At 58.9% G+C, this 22,902-nt stretch carries 22 protein-coding genes and 4 pseudogenes; 5 read left to right on the top strand and 21 right to left on the bottom strand.

The genetic code is table 11. The features are described from left to right. Positions 1 to 157: 157 nt before the first annotated feature. Entirely contained in the window at positions 158 to 604 is a 447-nt protein-coding gene (locus tag AC07S6_RS09205; RefSeq protein WP_495112160.1) for a hemerythrin domain-containing protein, read from the top strand. Here AC07S6_RS09205 and AC07S6_RS09200 read toward each other — a convergent pair. The 3 genes and pseudogenes from AC07S6_RS09200 to AC07S6_RS09190 form a co-directional block, all read right to left on the bottom strand. Beyond that, complete coding sequence (locus AC07S6_RS09200; protein WP_495112216.1) at positions 601 to 735, bottom strand: hypothetical protein; 135 nt, start codon at positions 733 to 735, stop codon at positions 601 to 603. The two genes, AC07S6_RS09205 and AC07S6_RS09200, sit on opposite strands and share 4 nt — an antisense overlap. After that, a pseudogene (locus AC07S6_RS09195) lies at positions 728 to 1,757 on the bottom strand (Mu transposase domain-containing protein). The gene AC07S6_RS09200 and the pseudogene AC07S6_RS09195 overlap by 8 nt, the downstream one beginning before the upstream one ends. A gap of 419 nt (positions 1,758 to 2,176) precedes the next feature. Beyond that, positions 2,177 to 2,410, bottom strand: a complete 234-nt coding sequence (locus AC07S6_RS09190; protein WP_495112159.1) for a hypothetical protein — start codon at positions 2,408 to 2,410, stop codon at positions 2,177 to 2,179. A 615-nt stretch (positions 2,411 to 3,025) separates the two neighbouring features. Here AC07S6_RS09190 and AC07S6_RS09185 point away from each other — a divergent pair. Then, positions 3,026 to 3,422 (top strand): annotated as a pseudogene (locus AC07S6_RS09185) (transposase); the annotation flags it as partial. 91 nt (positions 3,423 to 3,513) lie between these two features. Here the strand turns inward: AC07S6_RS09185 and AC07S6_RS09180 are convergent. The 3 genes from AC07S6_RS09180 to AC07S6_RS09170 are packed head-to-tail and all read right to left on the bottom strand — an operon-like array spanning position 3,514 to position 5,967. Then, positions 3,514 to 4,338: a methyltransferase domain-containing protein gene (locus AC07S6_RS09180; protein ID WP_495112158.1), complete on the bottom strand. Its 825-nt coding sequence runs from the start codon at positions 4,336 to 4,338 to the stop codon at positions 3,514 to 3,516. Positions 4,339 to 4,354: 16 nt separating this feature from the next. Continuing rightward, a complete protein-coding gene (locus AC07S6_RS09175) occupies positions 4,355 to 4,747 on the bottom strand; it encodes a hypothetical protein (protein WP_495112157.1) in 393 nt (130 codons plus the stop codon). Positions 4,748 to 4,773: 26 nt separating this feature from the next. Continuing rightward, a complete protein-coding gene (locus AC07S6_RS09170; protein ID WP_495112156.1) occupies positions 4,774 to 5,967 on the bottom strand; it encodes an NAD(P)/FAD-dependent oxidoreductase in 1,194 nt (397 codons plus the stop codon). A 168-nt stretch (positions 5,968 to 6,135) separates the two neighbouring features. Between AC07S6_RS09170 and AC07S6_RS09165 the strand changes: the two are divergent. Next, positions 6,136 to 6,388 (top strand): annotated as a pseudogene (locus AC07S6_RS09165) (IS630 family transposase); the annotation flags it as partial. A 209-nt stretch (positions 6,389 to 6,597) separates the two neighbouring features. Here the strand turns inward: AC07S6_RS09165 and AC07S6_RS09160 are convergent. The 10 genes from AC07S6_RS09160 to AC07S6_RS09115 form a co-directional block, all read right to left on the bottom strand. Next, positions 6,598 to 7,128 (bottom strand): flavin reductase, encoded by a 531-nt coding sequence (locus AC07S6_RS09160; RefSeq protein WP_495112155.1) that lies wholly within the window; start codon positions 7,126 to 7,128, stop codon positions 6,598 to 6,600. An 11-nt stretch (positions 7,129 to 7,139) separates the two neighbouring features. Beyond that, a complete protein-coding gene (locus AC07S6_RS09155) occupies positions 7,140 to 8,099 on the bottom strand; it encodes a PDR/VanB family oxidoreductase (RefSeq protein ID WP_495112154.1) in 960 nt (319 codons plus the stop codon). Between the two features lie 50 nt (positions 8,100 to 8,149). Then, complete coding sequence (locus tag AC07S6_RS09150) at positions 8,150 to 8,890, bottom strand: SDR family NAD(P)-dependent oxidoreductase (RefSeq protein WP_281111720.1); 741 nt, start codon at positions 8,888 to 8,890, stop codon at positions 8,150 to 8,152. 11 nt (positions 8,891 to 8,901) lie between these two features. After that, complete coding sequence (locus tag AC07S6_RS09145; RefSeq protein WP_281111721.1) at positions 8,902 to 9,378, bottom strand: aromatic-ring-hydroxylating dioxygenase subunit beta; 477 nt, start codon at positions 9,376 to 9,378, stop codon at positions 8,902 to 8,904. Between the two features lie 15 nt (positions 9,379 to 9,393). After that, positions 9,394 to 10,668 (bottom strand): aromatic ring-hydroxylating oxygenase subunit alpha, encoded by a 1,275-nt coding sequence (locus tag AC07S6_RS09140; RefSeq protein WP_495112153.1) that lies wholly within the window; start codon positions 10,666 to 10,668, stop codon positions 9,394 to 9,396. A gap of 19 nt (positions 10,669 to 10,687) precedes the next feature. Next, complete coding sequence (locus tag AC07S6_RS09135; RefSeq protein WP_017528258.1) at positions 10,688 to 11,050, bottom strand: hypothetical protein; 363 nt, start codon at positions 11,048 to 11,050, stop codon at positions 10,688 to 10,690. 16 nt (positions 11,051 to 11,066) lie between these two features. Continuing rightward, a complete protein-coding gene (gene iacA / locus AC07S6_RS09130) occupies positions 11,067 to 12,239 on the bottom strand; it encodes an indole-3-acetate monooxygenase (RefSeq protein ID WP_495112152.1) in 1,173 nt (390 codons plus the stop codon). Between the two features lie 344 nt (positions 12,240 to 12,583). Next, positions 12,584 to 13,195, bottom strand: a complete 612-nt coding sequence (locus AC07S6_RS09125; protein WP_184742173.1) for an NIPSNAP family protein — start codon at positions 13,193 to 13,195, stop codon at positions 12,584 to 12,586. An 86-nt stretch (positions 13,196 to 13,281) separates the two neighbouring features. Beyond that, positions 13,282 to 13,803 carry a nuclear transport factor 2 family protein gene (locus AC07S6_RS09120; protein WP_495112151.1) on the bottom strand — a complete coding sequence of 174 codons (522 nt, stop codon included), beginning with the start codon at positions 13,801 to 13,803 and terminating at the stop codon, positions 13,282 to 13,284. A gap of 1 nt (position 13,804) precedes the next feature. Continuing rightward, complete coding sequence (locus tag AC07S6_RS09115; protein WP_495112150.1) at positions 13,805 to 14,929, bottom strand: amidase; 1,125 nt, start codon at positions 14,927 to 14,929, stop codon at positions 13,805 to 13,807. A 193-nt stretch (positions 14,930 to 15,122) separates the two neighbouring features. Here AC07S6_RS09115 and AC07S6_RS09110 point away from each other — a divergent pair, with 193 nt between their 5' ends. Beyond that, positions 15,123 to 15,599, top strand: a complete 477-nt coding sequence (locus AC07S6_RS09110) for a MarR family winged helix-turn-helix transcriptional regulator (RefSeq protein WP_495112149.1) — start codon at positions 15,123 to 15,125, stop codon at positions 15,597 to 15,599. Positions 15,600 to 15,736: 137 nt separating this feature from the next. Next, complete coding sequence (locus tag AC07S6_RS09105) at positions 15,737 to 17,221, top strand: aldehyde dehydrogenase family protein (RefSeq protein WP_495112148.1); 1,485 nt, start codon at positions 15,737 to 15,739, stop codon at positions 17,219 to 17,221. A 49-nt stretch (positions 17,222 to 17,270) separates the two neighbouring features. Here AC07S6_RS09105 and feaR read toward each other — a convergent pair whose 3' ends face one another. The 5 genes and pseudogenes from feaR to AC07S6_RS09080 all read right to left on the bottom strand — a co-directional run bounded on the left by feaR (position 17,271) and on the right by AC07S6_RS09080 (position 22,880). Continuing rightward, positions 17,271 to 18,170: a transcriptional regulator FeaR gene (gene feaR, locus AC07S6_RS09100; RefSeq protein ID WP_495112147.1), complete on the bottom strand. Its 900-nt coding sequence runs from the start codon at positions 18,168 to 18,170 to the stop codon at positions 17,271 to 17,273. 23 nt (positions 18,171 to 18,193) lie between these two features. Then, positions 18,194 to 19,345 carry an MFS transporter gene (locus AC07S6_RS09095; protein ID WP_495112214.1) on the bottom strand — a complete coding sequence of 384 codons (1,152 nt, stop codon included), beginning with the start codon at positions 19,343 to 19,345 and terminating at the stop codon, positions 18,194 to 18,196. A gap of 118 nt (positions 19,346 to 19,463) precedes the next feature. Next, the gene (locus AC07S6_RS09090) at positions 19,464 to 20,675 is read right to left on the bottom strand and encodes a Bcr/CflA family multidrug efflux MFS transporter (RefSeq protein WP_495112146.1); all 1,212 of its coding nucleotides are present in this window, start codon (positions 20,673 to 20,675) and stop codon (positions 19,464 to 19,466) included. After that, positions 20,672 to 21,521 (bottom strand): annotated as a pseudogene (locus tag AC07S6_RS09085) (alpha/beta fold hydrolase). Before AC07S6_RS09085 ends, AC07S6_RS09090 begins: the two are co-directional and overlap by 4 nt. A 66-nt stretch (positions 21,522 to 21,587) precedes the next feature. Further along, positions 21,588 to 22,880, bottom strand: a complete 1,293-nt coding sequence (locus AC07S6_RS09080; protein WP_495112145.1) for an NAD(P)/FAD-dependent oxidoreductase — start codon at positions 22,878 to 22,880, stop codon at positions 21,588 to 21,590. Between the last annotated feature and the right edge of the window lie 22 nt (positions 22,881 to 22,902).

Genomic DNA, 22,902 nt, shown 5'->3' with positions numbered 1-22,902 from the left:
ACGCACGAGATAAACCTTGGCACACTGCAGCAATCATCGGTGGCCTGGGCATTGCAGTTTGGCTTTTTTTTCGAAAATAAAGTGATCCTATTAAATGCTGACGACCTCAGTGCCAAACTATGAATCTAACAGGCCTACATGAGCAAGGAAATAACACATGAACATATTTGAAGCGCTGAGAGAGAGCCATGATCGGCAACGGGAGATGGCAGACGCTGTAATTCAAACCAGTGGTAATTCACTAGATCGTGTTACTCGGTTCAAAGCGCTTAAGGATGAGCTATACGCTCATTCGGTAGCAGAAGAAAGGCACTTCTATATTCCACTAATGAGTGACGATAATGGTGTGGATCTGAGCCGACATGCCATCGCTGAGCATCACGAAATGGATGAGCTCATTGGGAAGCTGGAGAAATCTGACTTTTCCAGTCCAGGATGGCTTCCGTTAGCTAAATCGCTCAAGGAAACAGTACTGCATCATCTGAAAGAAGAAGAACAAAAGTTTTTTCAAATGGCGGGGAAGCTTTTATCCGAGAAAGATAAGACATCGCTAGCCAAGAAATATAAGGCGGAATACGAAAAACTTTTAGCAGATGCTAGTTAACGATTTTCAATTGGCGAATTGACGCATTGTGCCGCACTGACCTGCGGCACACATTGAGATACCAATTCTTCCCAAGCACTGGCCATGCCGTGAAGGCGCATATCTTTGAGCGCAGTCATCAGGTCACGCATTGCGATTCTCCTCATCGGTCGTACGGAGCCGGTCGTAGTGCGCCGTATTGGCAACAGGCGCAACCTTGAGTTGCAGGCTGATTTCTACACCGGGAGGTGGTGCGCTGGAGTTCAGACAGGCAAGGACATTGAGGATGTGATCGGCGCTCAGACATCCCGATTCAAGTACCAACTCCACCGCCATTAGCACAGGTTCGAGACCCGCAATCGACACAACAGCCAGTACCTGCATCATGATTCGATCACCGATGGTGTGACGCCTAAGTCCTCGCTTGAAAGCCGTAACGGTTCTGGAAGATCAGCAAATGGGGCGCCATTGCGCAGTGCACCAGGCTTGTTCGATGAGTAGGATGTAGCACTGCTTGTCAAAACTGACCTGATCTCGATCAAAGAGGTGCTCATGGCTGGCGATCACCGTTTCGTCGGCAATGACCACGATCCGCGAAGGGTACAAACGACTGCCGACCCACTGACCAACAGGCTCGCAAGGCACCGTATAACGATTGCGCGTCACGCTGATCAGGCAGGTGTAGAGACACGGACAGTGCGTTCCACGTAGCCATCAAAGGCTGTCGGCATCGGCATCATTTCAGCCTGCTCCAACTCCAGGACTTCTGCCACCGTCAAACCGTTGTACTGCGGATGTACAAGTTCGGCCCAGAGCGTACGACAGCGTTGGCCGATCCAGACGTTCAGCTCCTCGAAGGTATGGAACACGCAGTTTTGAGCATCGAGCCAGATTCGTCTCCGGCTGTCCTGCAGGTTCTTTTCGACGATGCCTTTCTCCCAGCCAGAGGCCACGTTGCAGAGTCCGAGTCAAACAGATAGTGCGCGCACATCATGGAAAATCGGGCGTTGAAAGGGCTGAGTTTGTTGAAGGTTGCGCATCGTTGGTACACCGGCTGAGTGGCTTCGGGCGCTCTGAACCGTTTTCGGATGGTATTCCTAGAAAGTCCAGTACGCTTGGTTATCTGATGCAGCGAGAGCTTGTCGCGGAAGTACATTCGCCGGATCTTCCCCAACATTTCCATACGGATCACCCTGTGTTCTCCTGCTAAAAAGGTGAGCAGAAGCAGTTGAACACCTGGGTCAATTTTCGGTCAGCGGCAACAACCTAAGAGGGACAGGGTGGCGATTCACTATGACTCCGTATGAGTTCATCGAAAAGAACGTACACGACGAGTTGCGCAAGCGGAGATTCAAGGATGGCGTGTGCTTCTCCGAATCGCGTGATGCCGGGACCTACTACTGTCAGCGCAGCATATCTAGAAAAAGCGTGGTGCTGGATGTAATAGACTGTTCGCAGAAGCACGCCGAAGAGCTATCGCTAAATCTCCCCAACTCCGCCGCCCGGGCACGGCCCGGAAGGGACTCCCCGTAAAACAGATTTAGCTCGGCGAGCCAATGACCGGCTTACCCATCTAAACATCCCCGCCTAAGCTTAAATCAGTCGACTTGTCAGGTGATGATCGATGGTGGGCACAAATCCAGAACGCTTTTGATGCACAAGCCATGTTCTGGCCAGCTCTTCATCAAAGCGCCAATCGCGAGCTTTCATCAGCATGAGCGCCCTGGTGGTGATTCGATAGCGACCGCATTTTCTACAGGATCTTTCTTCATAACAATCACCGACATCAGCTGCGATCGCCGGCTCGCCGCAGATAAAGCAAGTCATGAAATTCTCCTGATGAATGATCATCGAACTGTAGCTGACTTCTTGAAAACACTCCAACGCCCAGGCATGGCCTGGCAAGGACTCCCCGTGAAACGGATTTACCTCAACGGCCCCATGACTTGCTCACCTTACTAAACTTCCCCGCTTGAGCGTGCATCAGTCGACTTGACAGGTGATAATCGATGGTGGGCACAAATCCAGAACACTTTTGACGCACAAACCATGTTATGACCGACTCTTCATCAAAGCGCCAATCGCGAGCTTCCATCAGCATGAGTGCCGTGATGGTGATTCGATAGCGACTGCATTTTCTACAGGATCTTTCTTCGTAACAATCACCAACAGTTGCAATTGCTGGCTGGCCGCAGATAGAGCAAGACATGAAATTCTCCTGATGGATTATAATCGAACCGTAGCTGATTCCTTGAAAACACCCAAACCCAGGCATGACACGGCAGGACTCCCCGTAAAACGGATTAACTTGAGCGCCCCCATAGAGTCCTACAGCATCATGAGGCGCATGGTCGGCGTCGCGGCGATTACTATCACCCAAGAATTCTTAGAACAAGTCCGTTGAAGTGCTGAAATACACCCGTCCCCTGATCCGAGCTACCCATGAGCCAGATGAGCTTTCCCAATTTCGAATACGCCTGTAAACGCAAGCAGACACGCCGCGAACGCTCCCTCTCCGAGATGCATCAGGTCGTGCCCTGGGCAGATCTGCTGGCTCTGATCGAACCGTACTACCCCTAGGCCGGCGCTGGCAGAAGGCCCCATCCTCTCGAAACCATGCTGCGCACTCATCGGCTACAGAACTGGTTCTCCCTGAGTGATCCGGCCATGGAAGAAGCGCTCTACGGAATCTGGCCCATGCGCCAGTTCGCGAGTTTGACTCTGAGTGTGCCAATTCCTGAAGACGCCACGATCCTGAACTTCCGGCACTTGCTGGAGAAACATAAGCTCACGCCTACAATCCTCGCTCTCATCAATGAATATTTGCAGGAAAAGGCCTGTGGCTTTAAGGTTAGTATCCGCGGAAACTTACGAATAAGCCTAAAACTCGTTCAAATCAGAGGCGGCCGGTTCAAACGCGGTCCTGATACTCATACAGTAGCGAGAATGAAGATTCGCTTAAACGGAAACAACGTTCGCCCATCTCCCTCAGGCGGGTAATACTCATGAACCAGCTTCAGGAAGTGATCTAGGAAACACTGCCGCTCGAACTCATCCAGCGCCAAGAGCACCGGCCGTAGCGCCGAAACCTTGACCCAATCGAAAATCGGCGACTGACCTTCCACCACCTGTAGGTGTTCGGTCTCCCAGATATCCAAATCCTTGGTCAATGGTGCCAGCAGACGGTAATAACGATCCAGCGATAACACCGGGCGCTCAGCCATGAACCGACGTAACTCGGCTGTACCCAATGGGCCGCCATCGAGTCCTGCGTGATCAAGGGTTTCTAGCATCAATTGATACCACAGCGAGTCACGCCAATTAGGCATGTGTGCTGCCAGACAACCTCCAGGGTTGAGTTGTCGCAGCAGGCGTGGCAGCAACACGTCGTGACCACTGATGAAATGCAGTACTGCAGCAGCAAACAGTAGGTCAGCAGGTTGCCCGGCCTGCCAACTCTGTAAGTCGCTTTTATGCCAAAGGGCCTTGATCGGCAGATAGCTGGCCTCACCAAGCATCTCTGCCGAGCTATCGACTCCCGTCAGATCGGCGTGCGGCCAGCGCTTGGCCAGGAGGTGAGTGGCAATGCCAGTACCGCATCCCAAGTCATAGATTCGCTTTGGGTTTTCCAAGCAAATATGGTCCAGTAACTCAACCACCGGACGCTCCCGTAATCGAGCAAATTTCAGATAGGCCTGAGGGTCCCATTGAGTATTACTAGGCCTTGCCGTGGACGGCTGAGGCTTAATGTCCATACGTGATTCCTTTCGATCAGAGTTGTCTTCCGATGACATTCAAAGTTCTAAGGAGCAGTGCAACGCCACGGCGGGTGTCCGTTTCGCGGAGGAGCGACAGCAACCCATAGAGGTTGGGAGGCGCCGCCTCTGCGGCAGTCTCGGCCGTGGCCATGCGTAGCGCATTTCCAAAACCCCAGGTGACGGCGGTGGTGCTCTCGAACAACCTAGCGAGTTTTTCCACAGTGGCGAGGTCAAGCAGGTCTATGGTGTCGGATATCAGTGACAGCAGGTCAACCAGGTTGTCCAGACGTCCACCATCCAGAAGCGGTTTCAGCTTGTCCAGTAATGCCTCTATCCCAGCATTCTGGCCTAGCGAGTCGGTATTACCATCTGCGCTCTTTGCGAGTGACTCATTGAAGACATCCATGTGAATTTACTCCTCCCTGTGCGTGGTCAAAGCATTCCTCGAGCCACGGCCCAGTAAAGGCCGCGGTTGAATCCATTGCGCAGAAGGCCGCCCAGTTTACTTGGCGGGGTCGGCATCACGTCGTGGGCATAGTCGTACCAAAGTGGCATCCCAGCATTTAGGCCCATCTGCGCCACAGCTTGGACTCGCCCGTCGTACACTGCGTTAGGGCTACCCAAACGGATTTCAGCAGCAATATTGTTGGCGATCACCGGCGCCTGGTTGTGGCAAGCCCCACCTGCCTTACTGACTGGTAGATCGACCGTATCACCGATCACATAAACGCCTTCAAGCCCATAAACCTGTAGCGTCTCATGATGAGTTGGCAGCCAGCCTTCATTGTTCTGAGCCTGTGAAACGCCCGACTCAAGCACCACGTCAACTGCACGAATCGGAGGGGTCGCCATCAGAATGTCGAACGGCTGTGCATCTCCCTCTTCCGAGTAAGCTATTCGTTGTTCCGGGTCGACTCTGCTCAGTGTGAAACCCCGTTGAAAGCGAATATTCTTCTGTTCGAAGATTCCCGGCAAAATCTCGCCGGTGGGTCGTTGTAGGAATAAGCAATTGCGCAACAACTGGGCGGTGGTGGGATAGGTGTAAATGATTTCTACCTTGTCCCGGACGCCGCGACGACGAAGGAAGTCATCAAGCATCAACGTGGTTTCGATGGGAGCGATGCCGCACTGATGCGGTACATTGGGGGTCTGGGGAAAAGAAACCGTGACAAAAATTCGACCCTTTTCAATGGTGCTTAGACGGTGAGCCAGTTGTCGCGCTGGTTCGTATTGGTAGAAGTGGTCACCGGCCTCCTTGAGGCCTTCGATACGTTCCGGAGCAGGAACGCAACCGGTGGCGATCACCAGAAAATCATAGCCATGACGCTTGCCACTAAGTGTTCTCAGCTCTTGTCTGGCGAAGTCAAAACGAATTACCTCGTCGACTTGAAAATCTATTTCCGGACGTAACAATGAGCGCTCTGGACGTTTGAGCTCTTCCTGAAAAAACAGATTGAATGCAACGTACATGAAGGCGGGTTTGTAGAAGTGGTCCTCAGAGTTAGAGAGCAGGACTATCTCCAGTTCCCCTCGCAGAATCTCAGGATAGAGCTTGGTGACCAGTTGATTTGCAAACATCGTGCCACCCAATCCGCCACCAACGATGATTATTCGTTTTTTTCGCATCGTCCACCCTCCATAGTTTCTGAATATACTGGTGGTTGTACGATAGCTCAAATTCAAATTTCGGAAGGAATAAAAGGCGATAAGTCCCCCTAATCGCCAAGAAAATATTTTGGAGGGCGAATTTTTCTAGCCAGTTGTTGATCGCGAGCGTTGGATGCTTGCCTTAGGATCCGTACTGAATCACACGATTATGTAAGACACGAGAAAACGACTCTGTTTACAGCATTAGACTATCTTCAATATCGTTTGATTAGCAATCTTAAACGTCTCACCAACGGCACCAGGAAAGACTTGAATTTCTCGAGAAAATAATCGAGAAAAGCCTACGCACTTTCAGTCGCGCCTGATCACCGACGACTACGCAACCCACAAGTACGTGAAAGTTAAAGCTCGGCTGGAAAAAAAACGTTCCCATACGCATTCCCACCATCCAGCTCATAGATGAAGATGGTCGAAAGTTTTTGCGACACTGTGAATCGCCCCGGATTCTCTAGACACCTTGCAAGCTCAGAATACTTCTCGTACAGAACTTAAGGCCAGTCACACACTCAATGGCCATCTGAAATCGGAATCGGTGCCAACACTAGTAGGCACCCTCCCTGGCCAGAGCTATACGATATTAAACGGGTTTTACCGCCGGTCCGCGCTGGGCATCTCCGATGCTCCGCAGACCTTCGAAGCCTCCCCCAAGCGGTGGTAAGCACGATTGAAATAAACCAGTCCCTCGCCCACGCCGCTTTGGCGAATAGTTTGGACCTCACAGTAAAAAATACTGTGGGAGCCCACTTCATGGACCTGTACGATCCGGCAGTCGAAATTGACCAGCGCTTGCAGCATTACCGGCGCACCACTTTCAAGCGTGGTCCAGTCTGTGACGGTAAAGCGCTCATCCATGCTCAATGCGCGGTCGGAAAAGGCACCGGATAAATGCTGATGATCGCCGCATAGCGTGTTCACGCACACTGTGCCGTTACGCTTGAAATGCTCGTTGGAATGAGAGGAACGGTTCATGCATACCAACAGGGTAGGCGGTGAATCGGTCACGCTGCAGACCGCCGAGGCAGTAAAACCGAACCGGCCTGCCACGCCATCGGTGGTAATGACCGACACGGCACCGCCTAACATGGCCATTGCATTACGAAAACTGCCTACGTCTACCATGATTGTTCCCCTTAGATATCTAGCACAAGTTTCTTGGATTTGGCTCGTGAACAACACACTAGAATTTGGTCATTGCTGGCTTTTTCATCGTCCGTGAGGTACACGTCCCGATGGTCCGGCTCGCCTTCTAGCACATCGCACAGGCACGTACCGCACACACCTAGCTCGCACGAAATCTCTATCTTGATACCGACCTGCGCCAGTGCGGCGAAAATACTCTGCCCTTCTGCCACCTGCACGGTCTTGCCGCTGCGGGCCGCTACCACTTCGAAGCAGCCCCCCGAGCTGTCCACTTCCACCTGGAAATATTCCTTGTGGATGTGCGCCTCGCTGTAGCCTTGGTCGCGGGCGCCGTGAATTACCCAATCCATGAAACCCGCGGGACCGCAGGTATACATGTGCACACCGACCATGCCCTTGCCCAACACCTTGGGCAGGTCGAGCTTCTGATCGGCCCCCTCATCATCGAAGTGGGTGAACACGTGCGCGGCGAACGGTGCACTCGCCAGTTCCGCCAGGAACGCACTGCGTCTACGCTCACGCCCGCAGTAATGCAGCTCGAAGGTTTTGCCGGCGGCGTGTAGCGCATAGGCCATGGCGATCATCGGCGTGACGCCAATTCCGCCACCCAGCAGCACCGAATGCCGGGCCTCGGTCGCCAGCGGGAATAGATTGCGCGGCACGCTAATCTGCAACTCGCGCCCTTCGAGCAGAGTGTCGTGCACGCCGACCGATCCGCCACGCGAGGCCGGGTCCCGAAGCACGCCCAGGCGGTACAGGCTGGAGTCGGCAGGATTGCTGCACAGCGAGTACTGGCGCACCAGCCCAGGCCCGATATGAATATCCACGTGCGCACCGGCGTCGAACACCGGCAACGGCGCGCCGTCGCGACGTGTCAGGTCCAAGACAACAACGCCGTCCCCTTGCATCTCGCGCTTGCGCACGACTACGTCCAACAGTTCTTCAGTCATAGCCGTTATTCCATGTAATGGGCAAAGGCCGCCGTGACGGTCGCTATCAGTCAGCGCATGAACAGGCCGCCATTCACATCCCACGTCGCCCCGGTAGTGAAATAGGCGTCGGGCCGGGCCAACTGCACAATTAGGTCACCGAGAAAATCTGCATCTCCCAGGCGCTGCACCGGGATATTGGCGAGCAGTCCCGGCAGGCGTTCGACCGGTATGGCTGCGCGCACCGCCGCCGACTCGATAGGGCCAGGGGCAATGGCATTGACCGTCACCCCGCGGGCGGCAAACTCCTTGGCGAAGATCTTGGTCAGCGTCACGATGCCGCCCTTGCTCGCGGCATAGTGTGCGCCGGTCGCAGTACCGCCGTTCTGGCCGGCCAGGGACGCCATGTTGATGATCCGCCCATAGCCGGTTTCGGCCATGTACGCGCCCAGCACCTGGCAGCCGAGGAACACGCTGCGCAGGTTCAGACCCACCACGGCGTCGAATTCCTCGGGGCTGATCTGCATCAGCGGTGTGGTCTTGGTGACGGCAGCGTTATTGACCACCACGTGCAGCGCGCCGAAGCGCACCAGCACCTGGTCCAGGCCCGCTTCGAAATCGGCTTTGCTCCCGGCGTCCAGTTGCAGCGCAAACGTGCGCTCGCCGCCCGGGTCCAACTGGTGGGCGCACGCCTGTGCGGCTTCAAGGTTGAGGTCGGTGATCGCCACCGAGTACCCGGCCCGCAGGAGGCTGGCGCAGAAATGCTGCCCCAGCCCCTGCCCCGCGCCCGTCACCAATGCGATATGGCTCATTTCGGCGCGCCTCAAAGGATGTAGCCGATACCGGCAAGGGCATCGTCACTGTTGATCAGGCTGACCACTTTGCGCTGGATCTTGAAACCACCCTCGCTGCGGATCAGTTGGTAGGTAAGGTCGGCGCTGTAGAACTTCAGGTTTTCCTTGCGGAACTCACGGATGTTCTGCGCGCAGCGCACAGTCACCTGCACGCCGTCATCGGCCAACACCCGGAACCGCGACTGCATGCGCACCGTTCGCGGTTGCGGGCTGGTGGAGATCGATTCGCCGCCGGTCAGGCGCTGCACCCGCAGTTCACGCATATGATGGTCGTCGTAGGCGTAGTTGAGGGTGTTCTCGAAGTCGGTTTCCTTGGGGTCGATGGGAATGATGTAGGTGCCCTTCTCGGTCCACATCTTCAACCAGCCGTCGTATTCTCCGTGGTCGAGCATGTCGCCTTCCTGCCAGATGAAAGCGGTCACTTCTTGCAGTAATTGCAGGTTCATAAGGTTCTCCACGGATCAGGCCGACATCATCTTGTTCCACTGCTGATAGGCGGCGCGCATACCGGTTTCGGCACTCACGTCGGATACCAGCCCGTCTGCGCTGGCCTGCTCGCCGGGCAAGCCGCGGTTGAGCATGATCCATAGATCTTCACCAGCGTTGGCGCCCTTCTGTACCCGCTCCCAGGCCTCGGAATCGTCCGGCGTGCCGAAGCCCATCGGCCCCTGGAAGTGCTCATGCAGGCGCAGTCGATAGCGGTTGGCCACGGCCGGCCCGCCGTCCATGGTGATCACCGAGTGGTGGATTTCGGTCTCGGTCACCGAGATCGGCTGCAGCACCCGGAAAAACGCCATCGAGCATGCAACGTTGGGGAACAGGTTGAGGTTGAAGCCGGTGCCGCCGACCGCACGCACGATCCGGCGCACCTGCTGCTCCTCGATGCCCTCGTCACGCAGCTCGGCGGCCAGCCCTTCGAAGCGCTCGGGAATCGGCTTTTCCAGGTCGGCTTCGAGGTCGATCAAGTCGGGAATCATCACCATCACGCTGTGGCCGTTGCCCAGGTCCTCGACGTAGCCAGGTCCTTTGACGAAGTCGAACAGCGCCAGGGTCTGCTCATCCACCGACGACAGAAAACTCTTGTGCACCAACGGGAAGTGGTAAGCGTCGGTGGTGTTTTCCAGCTGGATCTTCCAGTTGCCGGGGAAGCGGAAACGGTGCTCGCCCGGCACCTTGATGCCATAACCGGCGCCCTGCTTCATGAACAGGTCCATCCATTTTTTCGCCGCACCGAGGTAGTCTTCCAGCGGCTCAATGTCGTCCTTGAAGGTGGCGAAGATCATGCCGGCGTAGCTTTCGGTACGCAGGCTGACCAGCGGCAGCTCGGCCTTGTCGATGCAGTCGCCGTAGCTTTCCGGGTGTGGGATGCCACGCAGTGAGCCGTCGAGCGCGTAGCCCCAGCCGTGGTAAGGGCAGACGAAGCTGTTGGTCTTGCCTTTTTTGTGTTCGCACACGGTGGCGCCACGGTGGCGACAACGGTTGAGCAGCACGTGCACGTCTTTCTTGCGGTCACGCACCACGATCACCGGCTGCTTGCCTATATAGGTGGTCTTGTAGCTGCCGTTGTCGGGGATCTCGCTTTCGTGGGCGACCCAGATCCAGGTGCTATAGAAAATCTTCTCCAGCTCGGCGTCGAACAGTTGCGCATCGGTATACATCGAGGTGTGGACGCGATCGGCCTGCACCCGTTCAGCGGGGTCGACGGCGAGGTTTACAGCGGGAATCAGCTTGCTCATGGAAGTATCCTCGTCGGCATCAAGTACGCTGAATGATCAGCTCGCGCCCAACCCGGGCTTCAACCTTGGTGTAGCGCCACAGCTTGTAAGGGCCATCGCCCACCGGGGTGCTACGAAACAGGTTGCACGCGGCATGCACGGTCTCGATATCCGGCACGTCGGCCAACAGGTAGGTGGTCCAGGGGAAGCCATCGGACGGCCCGACCATGCTCTGGTCGTCATCCATATTGCCCAGCACCTTGACCCCGGCCAGGTCGTGGATACCGTTCCACATTGCACTGAACGCTGCCCACACCTGCAATTGTTCATCGCGCGGGGCATCGAAAAAATTCTGGTTGATGCCCATGCAGAACAGCACGCGCAAGGTCTTTTTATCGCTCATTTCATTTCCTCGACGGTTAGAGGTAGCCAGGCAAAGGCTGTTTGCCGAAGAACATGGCTCCGGCATTTTGATAGGTGATGTCGCCCATGAAAGCGTGCTGGGTCACCACCTGGGCGTCGTTGACGCAGCGTGCCAGCGGGCTGTCGTTGTACACACCGCTCATGCCCGAGAGCATCTGCGCGGTGCGCGCCACATCGGCAGCGACGCGGGTGGCATGGGTCGACGACAGGCGCAGCAGGTTGGTTGCGGCCACCGGCACCGCATCGCCGGCCAGTACGTAGTTCCAGGCGCGGTCGATGGACTCGTAGAAAAACGCCCGCGCGGCTCGCAGCTCGGCTTCTGCCCGGGCAATATCGACCTGGGCCAGGGGCCGGTCGGCAATCGCCGGGGCGCCGGTGACCGAGACGCGCCCGCTGGCCATGTCCGAAAGGGCATCCAGTGCCGCGCGGGCGACGCCAAGGCCGACGACCGACAGCACTTGGGTGGCGAACGACAGCGACGGGTAGCGAAAGAACGGCTCGTCCAGGCTCGGCAGGCCGCCGCGCACGAAGGTCCACTCCTCGCAGACCCGCACGTTTTCCACCACCAAGTCATGGCTGCCGGTGCCGAGCAGGCCGACGGTATCCCAGGTTTCGTCGATGCGGATCTCACTGCGCGGCATCACTGCAATGCGTGGCAGGCCGAAGGTGTCGCCGTTCTTCGGGGCGATACCGACGCCGACAATGTCGGCGCCCAGGGAGCCGCTGGAGTATTTCCAACGACCATTGACCACAAAGCCGCCTTCGACCACTTCCGCCGGTTGCGGCGGAAAGATGCCACCGGCGAATACCCGGTCAGGACCATCGGCATACACCTTGGCGATGCTGTCCAGCGGCAGTGCGGCAAGGTAAACCGGGCTCATGCCGAAGCTGGCAACCCAGCCGGCAGAACCATCGGCCTGGGCAATACGCTCGATCAACTGGCAGAACTCGGCCGGCGAACACTCCAGGCCACCGAAGCGCTTGGGCACCAGCGCCCGGTAAACGCCGTGCTGTTTGAAGGACTCGATCACATCCCGCGAGATGTGACGCTGGCGGTCGAATTCACCGGCCCTGGCACGCTCACGCACATCGACAAGCAAGGCGTCGAAGGTCGGGCCGCTGGCAAGCGAGCTCACTGTATCGACCGCTGGTTTTTTTAGCGAATGCATACATTTACTCCGTTGTCAGGAACGGTATTGGGCTGAGCAGGAAGGCAGTGTCGAGCTGGGACGGGAGACGGAACGGGGGCGATGGATCGGCATAGTGGTTACCTTTGTTTTTGTGGGTGCCGTTGGGGTGACTCTGAGCTCGATTACGTGAATTGTCAATTGATTTGTCGCGATTAAAAACAACACTAATCACGTAATAATTCAGTGACAAATCCAGAATAAAAATATTTAAGTAGCTGTTTTAATTGGTTTAAATGCGTTTAGATATATCTTTATGCTTTGAGGATCACTCAAAAAATTATTGTGCGATTATCGGAAAATATGATGTTTTTTTCGTAACGCTTTCAGCGCAATGGTGAGAACGGCGCCGGCAGGTAAACCGTGGAATGCATCTGCTTGAGCTGCGGCGCCGAATCTTCAGGTGGCCAGGCGCCGTCGACCACGGCGCGAGTACGTACTTCAAGGCGCTGCTCCAGCGAGCTGTAGGGCCAGATATGCAGATAACGCGGAATCTGCCCGCTGGTGGCATAGAACGCGGCGTATACCCGGGAATAATCCGTCCTGGTGCGACGCTCTATGGACTTGCACCAACCGCGCAACGTCGGTGCCAACCCGCTGGGTACCAGGTTGTATTCGCGCAATTCGTAGAACGGGCCGTGAGCCCCGGGAGGCAACGGCTCTACGAAGGCGAAGGCGCTGTAATCGTCCACCTGCTGGTCAAGCAGAAATTCGCCAATCGCAAACCCATCGGCCGCCAGTAGATACCGTTCGCGAGCGCCGCCATCGTCGAACCCGCGCAGGACCGCGATGCGATTCTGCTGGCCGATTTCCGACACCCAACAGCCCATCAAATGCACGCCCTCGCCCGCCTCGCGCAAGCTCCGCTCCAGACGCGGCAAGGCTTGAGGCACGGTGCGAACACGTAGGGTAAAGGTCAACAATTCGAACAGTTTCAAGGCAATCTCCAGGGGCTACGCGCACGGCGCGACCGCCCTTGTCGGGCAATCGCGGGAGCGTGCAAAACGGATGGGGGAAGTGAGCGCTATTGGCGAGGCACCGGTAACTCGGCGTCGCTGTTCCATGCCTCAACCGGGCGGCTGAACAGGTTTTCAGTCTGGAAGTGCGCCATGCGCCACTGCCCGTCTTCCTCGGCAAAGCGCACGTTCAGGCGCGCGGCGTTAAGGTGGGAGGCGCCGCTGGCGAAGGTGGACGTCTGCAACATCACCCAACTGCCGAGCACGGTATCGTCCTGCACCTCGATCAGCTCGCTGGTGAGGAAGTGCACGTTGAGGGCAAAGTGCGCCGGGGTTCTCATGTAACCGGCGAACATCGCGGTAATCGCTTCGCGTCCACGATAGCCACCGAAGCTGTGGGCGTACTTCGCGCCTTTGCCCTCCCACACGGCATCAAGGGTGAACAGACCGGCCAGTTCGAGGAGTGGCGTGCGTGCATCGAGCGCATCACACAGCACCATATAGCGGTTCATGCAGGCACGGGCGCTGGCTTCGATTTCAAAACGGCGCAGGCGTCGCTCCAGGTCCGCTCGCGGGATGGTTGCGTTCATTTCAGACCTCTAGCCCGGCATACAGACGCTCGAGCAGGCGGCCGGCAATGGCCAGCAGTTGCTCATCGGCACCCTTGGCCCCCACCAGTTGCAGGCCCACTGGAAGTCCTTCGGCGCTGGCCAGCGGAATGCTCAGCGCCGGGTGTCCCGACAGATTGAACGGGCGCACGAAGGCGGTCATTCCGAGCACTGCCTGGGTGTCAGTGGCCTCGGCCAGGGTCAAGGGGAAGTCAGGCATGGTCGGCAGTACCAGCACATCGACATGCTGCAAGGCGGCGTCGACTTCGGCCGTGAACTGCCTGCGCACCCGCTCGGCTTCGGCCAACGCGGCCGCCGTGGTATTGCCGGCGGCGGCCAGGCGCGCGGCAATGTCGGCGCCCACCTTGCCGGTTCCCAGCAAGTGACCGCAGGCATCGAACGTTTCGCGGTTGATTACCACCATGCCAGCGTCATAGGCCGCTTTGAGGCTGGGCAGCGTGAGACGTTCACCGGGTAGACGGATCACCGCGATGGCGGCATCGATCACTCGCTGTACGGCGGCGCCAGCCTGCACCGTCACGACCCCCAAGCGCGGCGAGTCCGGCGCCGACACCGGCTTGAAGCTGGCGTCGATCGCCTGCATGGCCGTGACCAGCATCGGCAGGCTCGCGGCAAACGGACCGACGCAGTCGAGGCTGCTGTGCGCCGGCATTACGCCACGGCGGCTGACCCGCCCGAACGTCGGCTTGAAGCCGAACACCCCACAGCAACACGCCGGGATGCGCACAGAGCCACCGGTGTCGGTTCCCAGGGAAAAATCTGCCAGCCCGGCCGCCACGGCAGTTGCCGAGCCACTGGAGGAACCGCCCGGAATACGCCCGGGGAAACGCGGGTTGGGCGCAGTGCCGGTCCAGTGATTGATGCCCGTGGTGCCAAACGCCAGTTCATGCAGGCTGGTCTTCCCCACCAGGCGACAGCCCTTCTCCAGCAGCGCCTGCACCACATCGGCGTGGACCGTGGCAGGTGCGGCATCCTCAAGGGCCTGGCTCGATGCACGGGTAGGCAGGCCAGCCAGATCAATTGTGTCCTTGACCATCACGGTCGGCCCATCGCCGCCAAGGAAAAGCTGTTCAATCACCAGGGTCATGTCGGGTTACCTTCACTGTGAAATGCGGAATGGGGGCGCCCGATGCGCCCTTTCCTTTTTTTCACACTCACCGAATATTACGTGAATTGTCAACTAAATTCCCCAGCACAAACAGACTGATGTCCGGGCAAAAGCCGTGCCGAATTCACGAGAAAAGTCTATGATTGGCCGCCGCCCTCGACATGAGCAGACCATGAGCGCACCCAAAAAACACGCAGGCCGCTACGACCCCGGCAGTGAAGACTTTCACAAAGAGGATTTCCCGTTCTACTGGCTGGCCATGGTGCATGGTCGCTACAGCCAGTACATGGAAAAGGCACTGAAGAAAATCGGCCTGGATATCCCGCGCTGGCGGGTGTTGTTCATTCTCAAGGAGAACGGCCAATCGAGCATTTCCGAAATTTCCACCCACGCCATCGCCAAGCTCTCGACCATCACCAAGACGGTGTATCGCATGAAGGAAGACGGCCTGGTGGACACCGCGCCCTGCGAGGACGACGGCCGCGTGACGCAGGTGCGCATCACCGAACAAGGGCGCGAGGCGATTGAACGTATCCAGGTCGCCACGGGTGACCTGTTCAAGCGCAGTTTCACCGGTATGACCGAAGCGCAGATCCAGCGCCTGAACCGCATGCTCCAAACGGTGTTCGACAACCTCGGCGAACCCTAGGTCAGCGGCGGCCCAACCTGTCAGGCATAACCAATTTCCTGGCAGACTCGAACAAGCAGCCACGCTTGCATCGGTTTTTAATGCAAAGGTCTTTCGAGCGCCCCCGGGCGCGACGAATCCTTCATTGGAGCACCACCATGCACATTGCCCTGCTGCCCTCAGTCGTTGCCTTCCTGGGTCGCGACCATTCCAACTTCATCGATGGCGTCGCGCACACCAGCGCCTCCACCCAGCGCATCGGCGTGGTCGATCCCGGAACCGGCGAGACCGTCGCGCAGCTGCGTGACGCCCAGGCCGAGGATGTGAACCTGGCCGTCGACAGCGCCATTGCTGCCTTCAAGGGCGCCTGGGCGCAAGTCACCCCCTACCAGCGCGGCGTGCTGCTCAACCGTCTGGCAGATCTGATAGAAGCCAACGGCGAAGAACTGGCGCAATTGGAAACCCTGAGTTCCGGCAAATCGATCAACCTGTCGCGGCATATCGAAGTGGGCCAGAGCGCGGTGTTCCTGCGCTACTTCGCCGGCTGGGCGACCAAGATCGGCGGCCAGACAATGACCCCGTCGTTCCCTTCCATGGCGGGTGAGCAGTACAGCGCCTACACCCTGCGCGAGCCCGTGGGCGTGGTAGCGGCCATCGTGCCGTGGAACTTCTCGCTGATGATAGGCGTGTGGAAACTGGGCGCCGCGCTGACCACCGGCTGCACGGTGGTGCTCAAACCCAGCGAATACACACCGCTGTCCCTGTTGCACCTGGCGGAACTGGCGATCGAGGCGGGAATTGCGCCGGGCGTGATCAACGTGGTCAACGGGCGCGGCCAGGTGGGCCAGCAGTTGATCGAACACCAGGCCGTGCGCAAGGTGTCGTTCACCGGTTCGGTGCCCACCGGCATCGCGGTGGGCAAGGCCGCCATGACCGCCGACCTGACCCGCGTCACCCTGGAGCTGGGCGGCAAGAATGCCGCCGCGCTGCTGGCCGATGCCAATGTCGATGACGCCGTAGCGCGCTTCGTGCAATCGGCCTATGTGCACCAGGGCCAGGTGTGCGCGGCCCCCGAGCGTTTGTTCGTGCACCGTTCCATCGTCGAGCAGGTGACGCAGAAGATGGCGGCAATGTTGTCGCAGATGGTCATAGGCTCGCCTCTGGATGAACATGCTCAGTTCGGCCCGCTGTCGAACAAGCCGCACTTCGACAAGATCCTCGGCTTTTTCGACCGTGCCCTGCAGAGCAACCAGGTGGTATGCGGTGCGCGTGCCGTGGACCGTGCCGGTTACTACGTGGAACCAACGCTGATCATCGCCAACGGCAAGGATGATCCGCTGCTGCATGAGGAAACCTTCGGCCCAGTGTTATGCGTGCTGGCATTCGACGATGAAGAAGAACTGGTCACCTTGATGAACGACAGCCCGTTCGGCCTCACAGCCAGTATCTGGACCAACGACTTGTCCAGGGCCTTGCGCCTGATCCCGCGAATCGAGGCGGGTACGGTGTGGGTCAACATGCACACATTTGTCGACCCGAGCGTGCCGTTTGGCGGGATGAAGGCGTCTGGCATGGGGCGTGAATTCGGCAGTGCGTTTATCGACGACTACACCGAGCTGAAATCCGTGATCATCCGCTATTGACCACATCGGATCTGTGGCGAGGGAGCCTGCTCCCACGCCGTAACCAGGCTCAGTGCCCGCGGCGCCGATAGCTGCTGGGTGTCAGCCCCGTCTGCTTCTTGAACGTCTTGGAAAAATGCGCCGAATCGGCAAAGCCCCAATAGCTGCCGATATCGGTGATCGAGCGCTGTGCGCAAACGGGATCGCGAAGGTCCTGCGCGGCCTTCAACAGCCGCTCACGCAGAATATAGCGGCAGACACTGTCGCCACTCGCCTCAAACAACCTGTAGAGCTGACGGCTGGAGTTGCCCAGCTCTTCGGCCAGCGACGCCGGCGACAGCCAGGGTGAATCAAGCCGCTGCTGGATGACGGATTGCACTTCATGCAGCTGCCACCCAGGCGAATGGTCGCTCGCACGGTACTCCAACACCGAGGCCAGCAAGGCAACCAGCGCCCTTGGCAGACCATCACCATCCTGCGGGCAAGACCATTGGGCCAGCTCACCCGCAGCGACCTGTCGTACCAGCGTGCCAAGCAGTTGGCCACACACCCCCGTGGTCGACAGCTTGCCGAAGCGGCTACGGTCCAGCCCCTTGAGCAACTCACACGGCAACGGGATCGACACATGGGCGAACAACCCCTTGGGGGTCATTTTCACCGCACCGGAAAAGTCCAGCAAAGCCAGGTCACCTGCGTGCAGTTCAAGCACCTTGTCGCCCAGCTCAATGACCATCGAGCCCTGCTGTTGCAACACAAGAAAACACCGGGCCGATGAGCTGCGCCCGCTTGAGCGAGCGGCCTTGGCAATCACACTGGCATTGCTGCGAATGTGGGCGACCGCCGTGGTGCCCACCAGCGTCTGTTGCATTTCCCCGATGAAAAGGCTCTGGCAATGGTCATAGCGCGTGTCGAAACGACCGCAGGTCGCGCGCACACATTCGTTCCAGATCGACAACGCTTGACCACGCATGGGTGTTCCCCCTCTTCACTCGCTCACAACCCGGACATCACGGCGGTACCCGAAGCCCGCATGCGTTGGAACGCCCACTGGGCTCTCAACACGGCCGCGCCATAGATGACCAGCACCGCCACCGAACAGGCGCCCGAGAACACCAACACCGCCGAGTAGCCGAATGCCTCGATCAGCAACCCACCGATGGCTGGCCCGAACGCCGCCCCCAGGGACAGGCACAGCGCGCCCAGCGCGACAAGCTTGCCCGACAGGTCGAACTCAGCCATGACGCCGAAGGTATAAGCCAGCACGAAGCCGATCGAAAAGAGAAAGCAAATAACGCCTACGACGTAGGTCGTCAGGGAAGAAAACTGCGCCAGTGCCACCAGACCCAGTAACTCGGCGAGGATAATCACGGCCACCGGCATGAAGCGTCCCACCCTCAAGCCGATCGCCGAGGCGATGAAGCCGCCGCCGGCATTGATCAGAAAACCCAGCGCCAGCACCATGCCGATGGTGTCGGAGGCCAAGCCGGTCTTTTTGCCCATAAGCTCCAGGAACGCCCACACCGACATGATGCCGGTCAGGAAAACCAGGCTGGCCACCAGGCTCAACCATACGATGGTGCGACTCTCGGCGCTGGCAATCCGCACGGCGGTACCGGACGCTTCCAGGTGTCGCTCGCTACGGCGCGGCACCCAAGGCAGCGGAAGGATACCCATCACCACCATGGCGATGGTGATGGTGATGGTGATGGTGATGGTGATGGTGATGGTGATCAGCATGCCTTCAAAGCCCCACACCGGCGCCACCGCCACGGGTAGCACGATGAGCAGGAAGGCGCCCGGCACGGTCTCGATACCTAGCTTGAAACCAAACGCTCGTTCAGGCTGCGAACTGTCACCGAAGATCGTCATCGCCAGGGCGTACAAGGCCCCGGTACCGGCGCCCGCCAGAGCCATGATCGCCAGCAGCGCTTCATAGGAAGGATCGCGCAGCACAAACACGAGCGCGCCCACCACCAGCGCCGACGACAGTGCCGATATGACTCGCCAACTGAGCCGGTGAATCCACAGCAGGGACGCCAGCCCGAATGCGCCAAACCCCAGGTTCATGGCCATGGCCAGGTTGCCCAGTTGGTGCTCGCCGAGCCCGAAACGCTCGGCAAACGCGCCAAACAGCACAGGTAGCACGTTCAATAACAAGGCACCTGCACCCGAAACCAAGCCTGCACACACATAGACGGAGGTTGTATCGATCGGATTTATTTTTGTAGTTTTCATTTGAATATCCTGGCTTTTTAACTGCGGCTCACGTTTGCTTAACGACGGCCGTCACGGCAACCGCCCGGGCAGGTGTGCGAAGGGTCACGCAATAAGCGACCAACGAGCCCATCCCGCAACACCCAACCACCCAACACATCGGCCAGGCGCTGCCATCAGCCAAATGGCTGACCCACAGGCTGGCCAACGCCCCTGTGGCGAATTGCACCGAAACCCCCAGCGCCACGCTCGCACCGGCCTGGCGCGGAAACAGCATCATCAGGCTGGCCATGCAATTGGCGCCGATCAAACCGGTCACGCCCATGTACAGCACCATGCAACACACGATGCTCGTCAGCCCGCCCCATTCGGTATACCCGACCAGCATCAGCGCCAACCCTGCCCCGCTCACCAGCACCGCCCCCACGCCGAGCATGCGTTGCGGCCCAAAACGGCCCACCCAACGCGCGTTGATAAAGGTCACCAGGATGATGCCGAGGATGTTCAGGGCGAACAATGCGCTGAACACCCGTGGCGAGACACCGAAATACACGACGTACACAAAAGGCGAAGCAGTGATGAAGGCGAACATGCCGCCAAACCCCAGGGACATGCACAGGATCAGCGCCATCGCCCTGGGTTGCCGGGCGATGGTCAGGTAGGCCGCGAAGGCCGCCCCAACGGACGCCCCGCGATCCTGCGCCGGCAGATTTTCCTTCAGGGTCAGGGCCACCAGCAGCAGGCACAGGCTGGACAGGATGAACAAGGTGGCAAAGATCGTGCGCCAACCCTGGATCAACACCAGCCAAGTGCCGATCATCGGCGCGACCAGTGTCGCCATCATCGTCAGAACGTGCATCCACGACAGCACTTTGGCTGCCTCCGCCAGGCCTACCCTGTCCCGGGCGACGGCGCGCGCCAGCACCAGCGCACCCGCGCCGCCGAGCGCCTGGAAAAAGCGCCAGGCAATCAGTTGCTCGACGCTACCGGCAAACAGGCAACCCAGGGTCGCAGCCGCGTACAGCACCAGGCTGCCGAGCAGCAACGGGCGACGGCCGTAGCGGTCGGACAACGGACCGTAGCACAACATGCCCAGGCACAGCCCGGCGAGAAACGCGCTGATGGTGTGTTGCACCTGCGCGGTGCTGGTCGACAGGTCCTCGGCGATTTGCGGGAAGCTGGGCAGGTAAGTATCAATCGAAAATGGCCCGAAGGCCGTCAGGGATGAGAGCAGCACAATCAAGCGCGCCCGCGGTTTCATCGGCCGGGGATCGCGAGGCTGTCAAGAAATGCGGTGACCAGCCGGTTGAACGTCTCACCCTGGTCGTCATGCACATAGTGGCTGGCGTCCGCGACTTCGGCCGTGCGCACGTGCGCATTGCTGTCGCGCATGGCTTGCAGCGTCGCCGCCGGCAGAAAGTCCGAGCGCATACCGCGAATGAACAACGTCGGACAATCCAGGGCGCGTACCGCCGGCCACAGATCGGTAGGCTCAATGCTCAGGCGTGCCTCGGCGATGCCTTGTTGATCGTGGCGCCAGGTGATCGTACCCGCGCTGTCCTTCATCGAGTGCGCCAGCCGCGACGCCAGGCCCTGCGCCGACAAGCCAGGACGCGACGCCTGCCAGAACGCACGGGCGGCGTCCCAGTTGTCGAAACGCAACGGGGTCTGGTTCATCTCGCGGCGAATGCGCGCCGCACCGTCGCCCTGGCTGGAGGAACCTGGCCCGATGTCTTCGATGATCAGGCCAATCAAGCGCCCCGGGTGCTGCCGTGCGTATTCCAATGCGTTGGCGCCCCCCCAGCGAGTGACCCAGCAACACGAACCGCTGCAAGCCGACATAGGCGACAAAGTCCTGCAAGTCTTCCACATAGGACTGCGTGTGATAACTGGCGGCCGGTGCCCAGTCACTCAGCCCGCGTCCGCGCTGGTCCAGGGCATAGATGCAATAGCCATCGCCCAGCGCTTCTACCAGCGACTCCCAGGTCTGGGCATAAGCACGCAAACCATGCAGCAGTACCAAGGGCACGCCGCCCGGCTTGCCCCAGCGTAGAAAATGCAGACGCAAGCCTGCGCGATTGGTGAAAAAAATGCTGTCTGGGGACATTGCCTGGCTCCGCCGCTCAGTAAAGGAGAAACACCGTTTTTCTGGGACTGTCGCGGTGCATGCGACCTAGAAACGATCAAACCGATAAGGGCTCGGGTCGATGATCGGGGTATGCCCACTGACCATATCGGCGGCCAAGTGGCCGGCCGCCGGCGAGGTACCGAAGCCATGCCCGGAGAAACCGGTGGCCACGGTCAGGCCCGGGATTTGGGCGACCGGCCCGATCACCGGGTTCGAATCCGGCGTCACATCGATCGTGCCCGCCCAGGCCTGGGCAATCCTGGCTTGTTCGAACACCGGCCAGGCCGCCTTGAGGTTGTTCATCGCGTCGTTATTGAGCCGCGGGTTGGCCGCCGGGGCCTGTACGCGCAGGCGTTCGAAGGGGCTGACACTGTCGGCCGACCAACGTCGCGAAAGCGCCAGGTCATTGAAGAAATACTTGCCCAGTGACACGTTCAATACGCTGCGCTGCGCGCGAAATTGCGGCATATATTGCTTGGCCAGCAACAGGTGATCGAGGGTCAGGAAAGCATCCAGTTTGCCGCGCTGGGTAATGATGAAGCCGCCGTCCTTGTGCTTGCGAAACGAAAAGTCCGGCGCGCCCACGGCAATCTCGGTGGGGCCCAGCATCGGATGGGTGCGCAACACCGAACAGGTCAAGGCCAGGGTCGGCAACGACACCCCGAGGTTGCCCAGGAATCGCCGCGACCACATGCCGCCAGCCAGTAACACCTGGTCGCAGCGGATCTCGCCTTTTTCAGTGACCACCCCGCTGACCTTGCCGGCGGACATCTGCAGCGTGCGCACCGCACACTGCTCGATGATCACCACGCCGAGGGCCATGGCGGCCTTGGCGATCGCGCTGCTGGCCAGGGTCGGTTCGGCGCGCGCGTCGGATGGTGTGTAGATGCCGCCGGCCCACTCACCCGCGCCGCCCGGCACTTTCTGTGCGATTTCGCGGTTGCTCAGCAACCGCGAATCCAGTGACAGGTGCTCGACCGATTTGAGCCAACTTTCATGCATCGCCATTTGCGCCTCGTTGCCGGCGACGAACATGATGCCTTCCTGGCGATAACCCACATCCGCACCGATGCGCTCGGGCATTTGCGCCCATAAGCGGTCAGCGGCCAGGGCCAGCGGAATATCGTGAGCGTGGCGACTGGTCTTGCGTACCCAGCCCAGGTTGCGTGAAGACTGCTCGCCGGCGATACGGCCTTTTTCCAGGACCACCACCGGGATATTGCGTTCGGCCAGTGTCAGTGCGGCAGTCAAGCCGATGATGCCGCCGCCGATGATGACGACGGCGGTCGTGGAGGGAAATTCGGTGGACGTATTCACGGGCGCAATAGTCGGGGCCATGATCAAGACTCGCAAAACTATA

This window comes from Pseudomonas sp. GW821-FHT07B01 (genome assembly GCF_059419065.1).
Note: the sequence above shows the minus strand (reverse complement) of the source record. Positions and strands in the feature narration are given on the sequence as shown.

What these genes read in the sequence shown, in the direction of transcription:
- AC07S6_RS09205 (WP_495112160.1), top strand. Translation starts at nt 158, where the DNA reads ATGAACATATTTGAAGCGCTGAGAGAGAGCCATGATCGGCAACGGGAG.
- AC07S6_RS09200 (WP_495112216.1), bottom strand. Translation starts at nt 735, where the DNA reads ATGCGTGACCTGATGACTGCGCTCAAAGATATGCGCCTTCACGGCATG.
- AC07S6_RS09190 (WP_495112159.1), bottom strand. Translation starts at nt 2,410, where the DNA reads ATGACTTGCTTTATCTGCGGCGAGCCGGCGATCGCAGCTGATGTCGGT.
- AC07S6_RS09180 (WP_495112158.1), bottom strand. Translation starts at nt 4,338, where the DNA reads ATGGACATTAAGCCTCAGCCGTCCACGGCAAGGCCTAGTAATACTCAA.
- AC07S6_RS09175 (WP_495112157.1), bottom strand. Translation starts at nt 4,747, where the DNA reads ATGGATGTCTTCAATGAGTCACTCGCAAAGAGCGCAGATGGTAATACC.
- AC07S6_RS09170 (WP_495112156.1), bottom strand. Translation starts at nt 5,967, where the DNA reads ATGCGAAAAAAACGAATAATCATCGTTGGTGGCGGATTGGGTGGCACG.
- AC07S6_RS09160 (WP_495112155.1), bottom strand. Translation starts at nt 7,128, where the DNA reads ATGGTAGACGTAGGCAGTTTTCGTAATGCAATGGCCATGTTAGGCGGT.
- AC07S6_RS09155 (WP_495112154.1), bottom strand. Translation starts at nt 8,099, where the DNA reads ATGACTGAAGAACTGTTGGACGTAGTCGTGCGCAAGCGCGAGATGCAA.
- AC07S6_RS09150 (WP_281111720.1), bottom strand. Translation starts at nt 8,890, where the DNA reads ATGAGCCATATCGCATTGGTGACGGGCGCGGGGCAGGGGCTGGGGCAG.
- AC07S6_RS09145 (WP_281111721.1), bottom strand. Translation starts at nt 9,378, where the DNA reads ATGAACCTGCAATTACTGCAAGAAGTGACCGCTTTCATCTGGCAGGAA.
- AC07S6_RS09140 (WP_495112153.1), bottom strand. Translation starts at nt 10,668, where the DNA reads ATGAGCAAGCTGATTCCCGCTGTAAACCTCGCCGTCGACCCCGCTGAA.
- AC07S6_RS09135 (WP_017528258.1), bottom strand. Translation starts at nt 11,050, where the DNA reads ATGAGCGATAAAAAGACCTTGCGCGTGCTGTTCTGCATGGGCATCAAC.
- iacA (WP_495112152.1), bottom strand. Translation starts at nt 12,239, where the DNA reads ATGCATTCGCTAAAAAAACCAGCGGTCGATACAGTGAGCTCGCTTGCC.
- AC07S6_RS09120 (WP_495112151.1), bottom strand. Translation starts at nt 13,803, where the DNA reads ATGAACGCAACCATCCCGCGAGCGGACCTGGAGCGACGCCTGCGCCGT.
- AC07S6_RS09115 (WP_495112150.1), bottom strand. Translation starts at nt 14,929, where the DNA reads ATGACCCTGGTGATTGAACAGCTTTTCCTTGGCGGCGATGGGCCGACC.
- AC07S6_RS09110 (WP_495112149.1), top strand. Translation starts at nt 15,123, where the DNA reads ATGAGCGCACCCAAAAAACACGCAGGCCGCTACGACCCCGGCAGTGAA.
- AC07S6_RS09105 (WP_495112148.1), top strand. Translation starts at nt 15,737, where the DNA reads ATGCACATTGCCCTGCTGCCCTCAGTCGTTGCCTTCCTGGGTCGCGAC.
- feaR (WP_495112147.1), bottom strand. Translation starts at nt 18,170, where the DNA reads ATGCGTGGTCAAGCGTTGTCGATCTGGAACGAATGTGTGCGCGCGACC.
- AC07S6_RS09090 (WP_495112146.1), bottom strand. Translation starts at nt 20,675, where the DNA reads ATGAAACCGCGGGCGCGCTTGATTGTGCTGCTCTCATCCCTGACGGCC.
- AC07S6_RS09080 (WP_495112145.1), bottom strand. Translation starts at nt 22,880, where the DNA reads ATGGCCCCGACTATTGCGCCCGTGAATACGTCCACCGAATTTCCCTCC.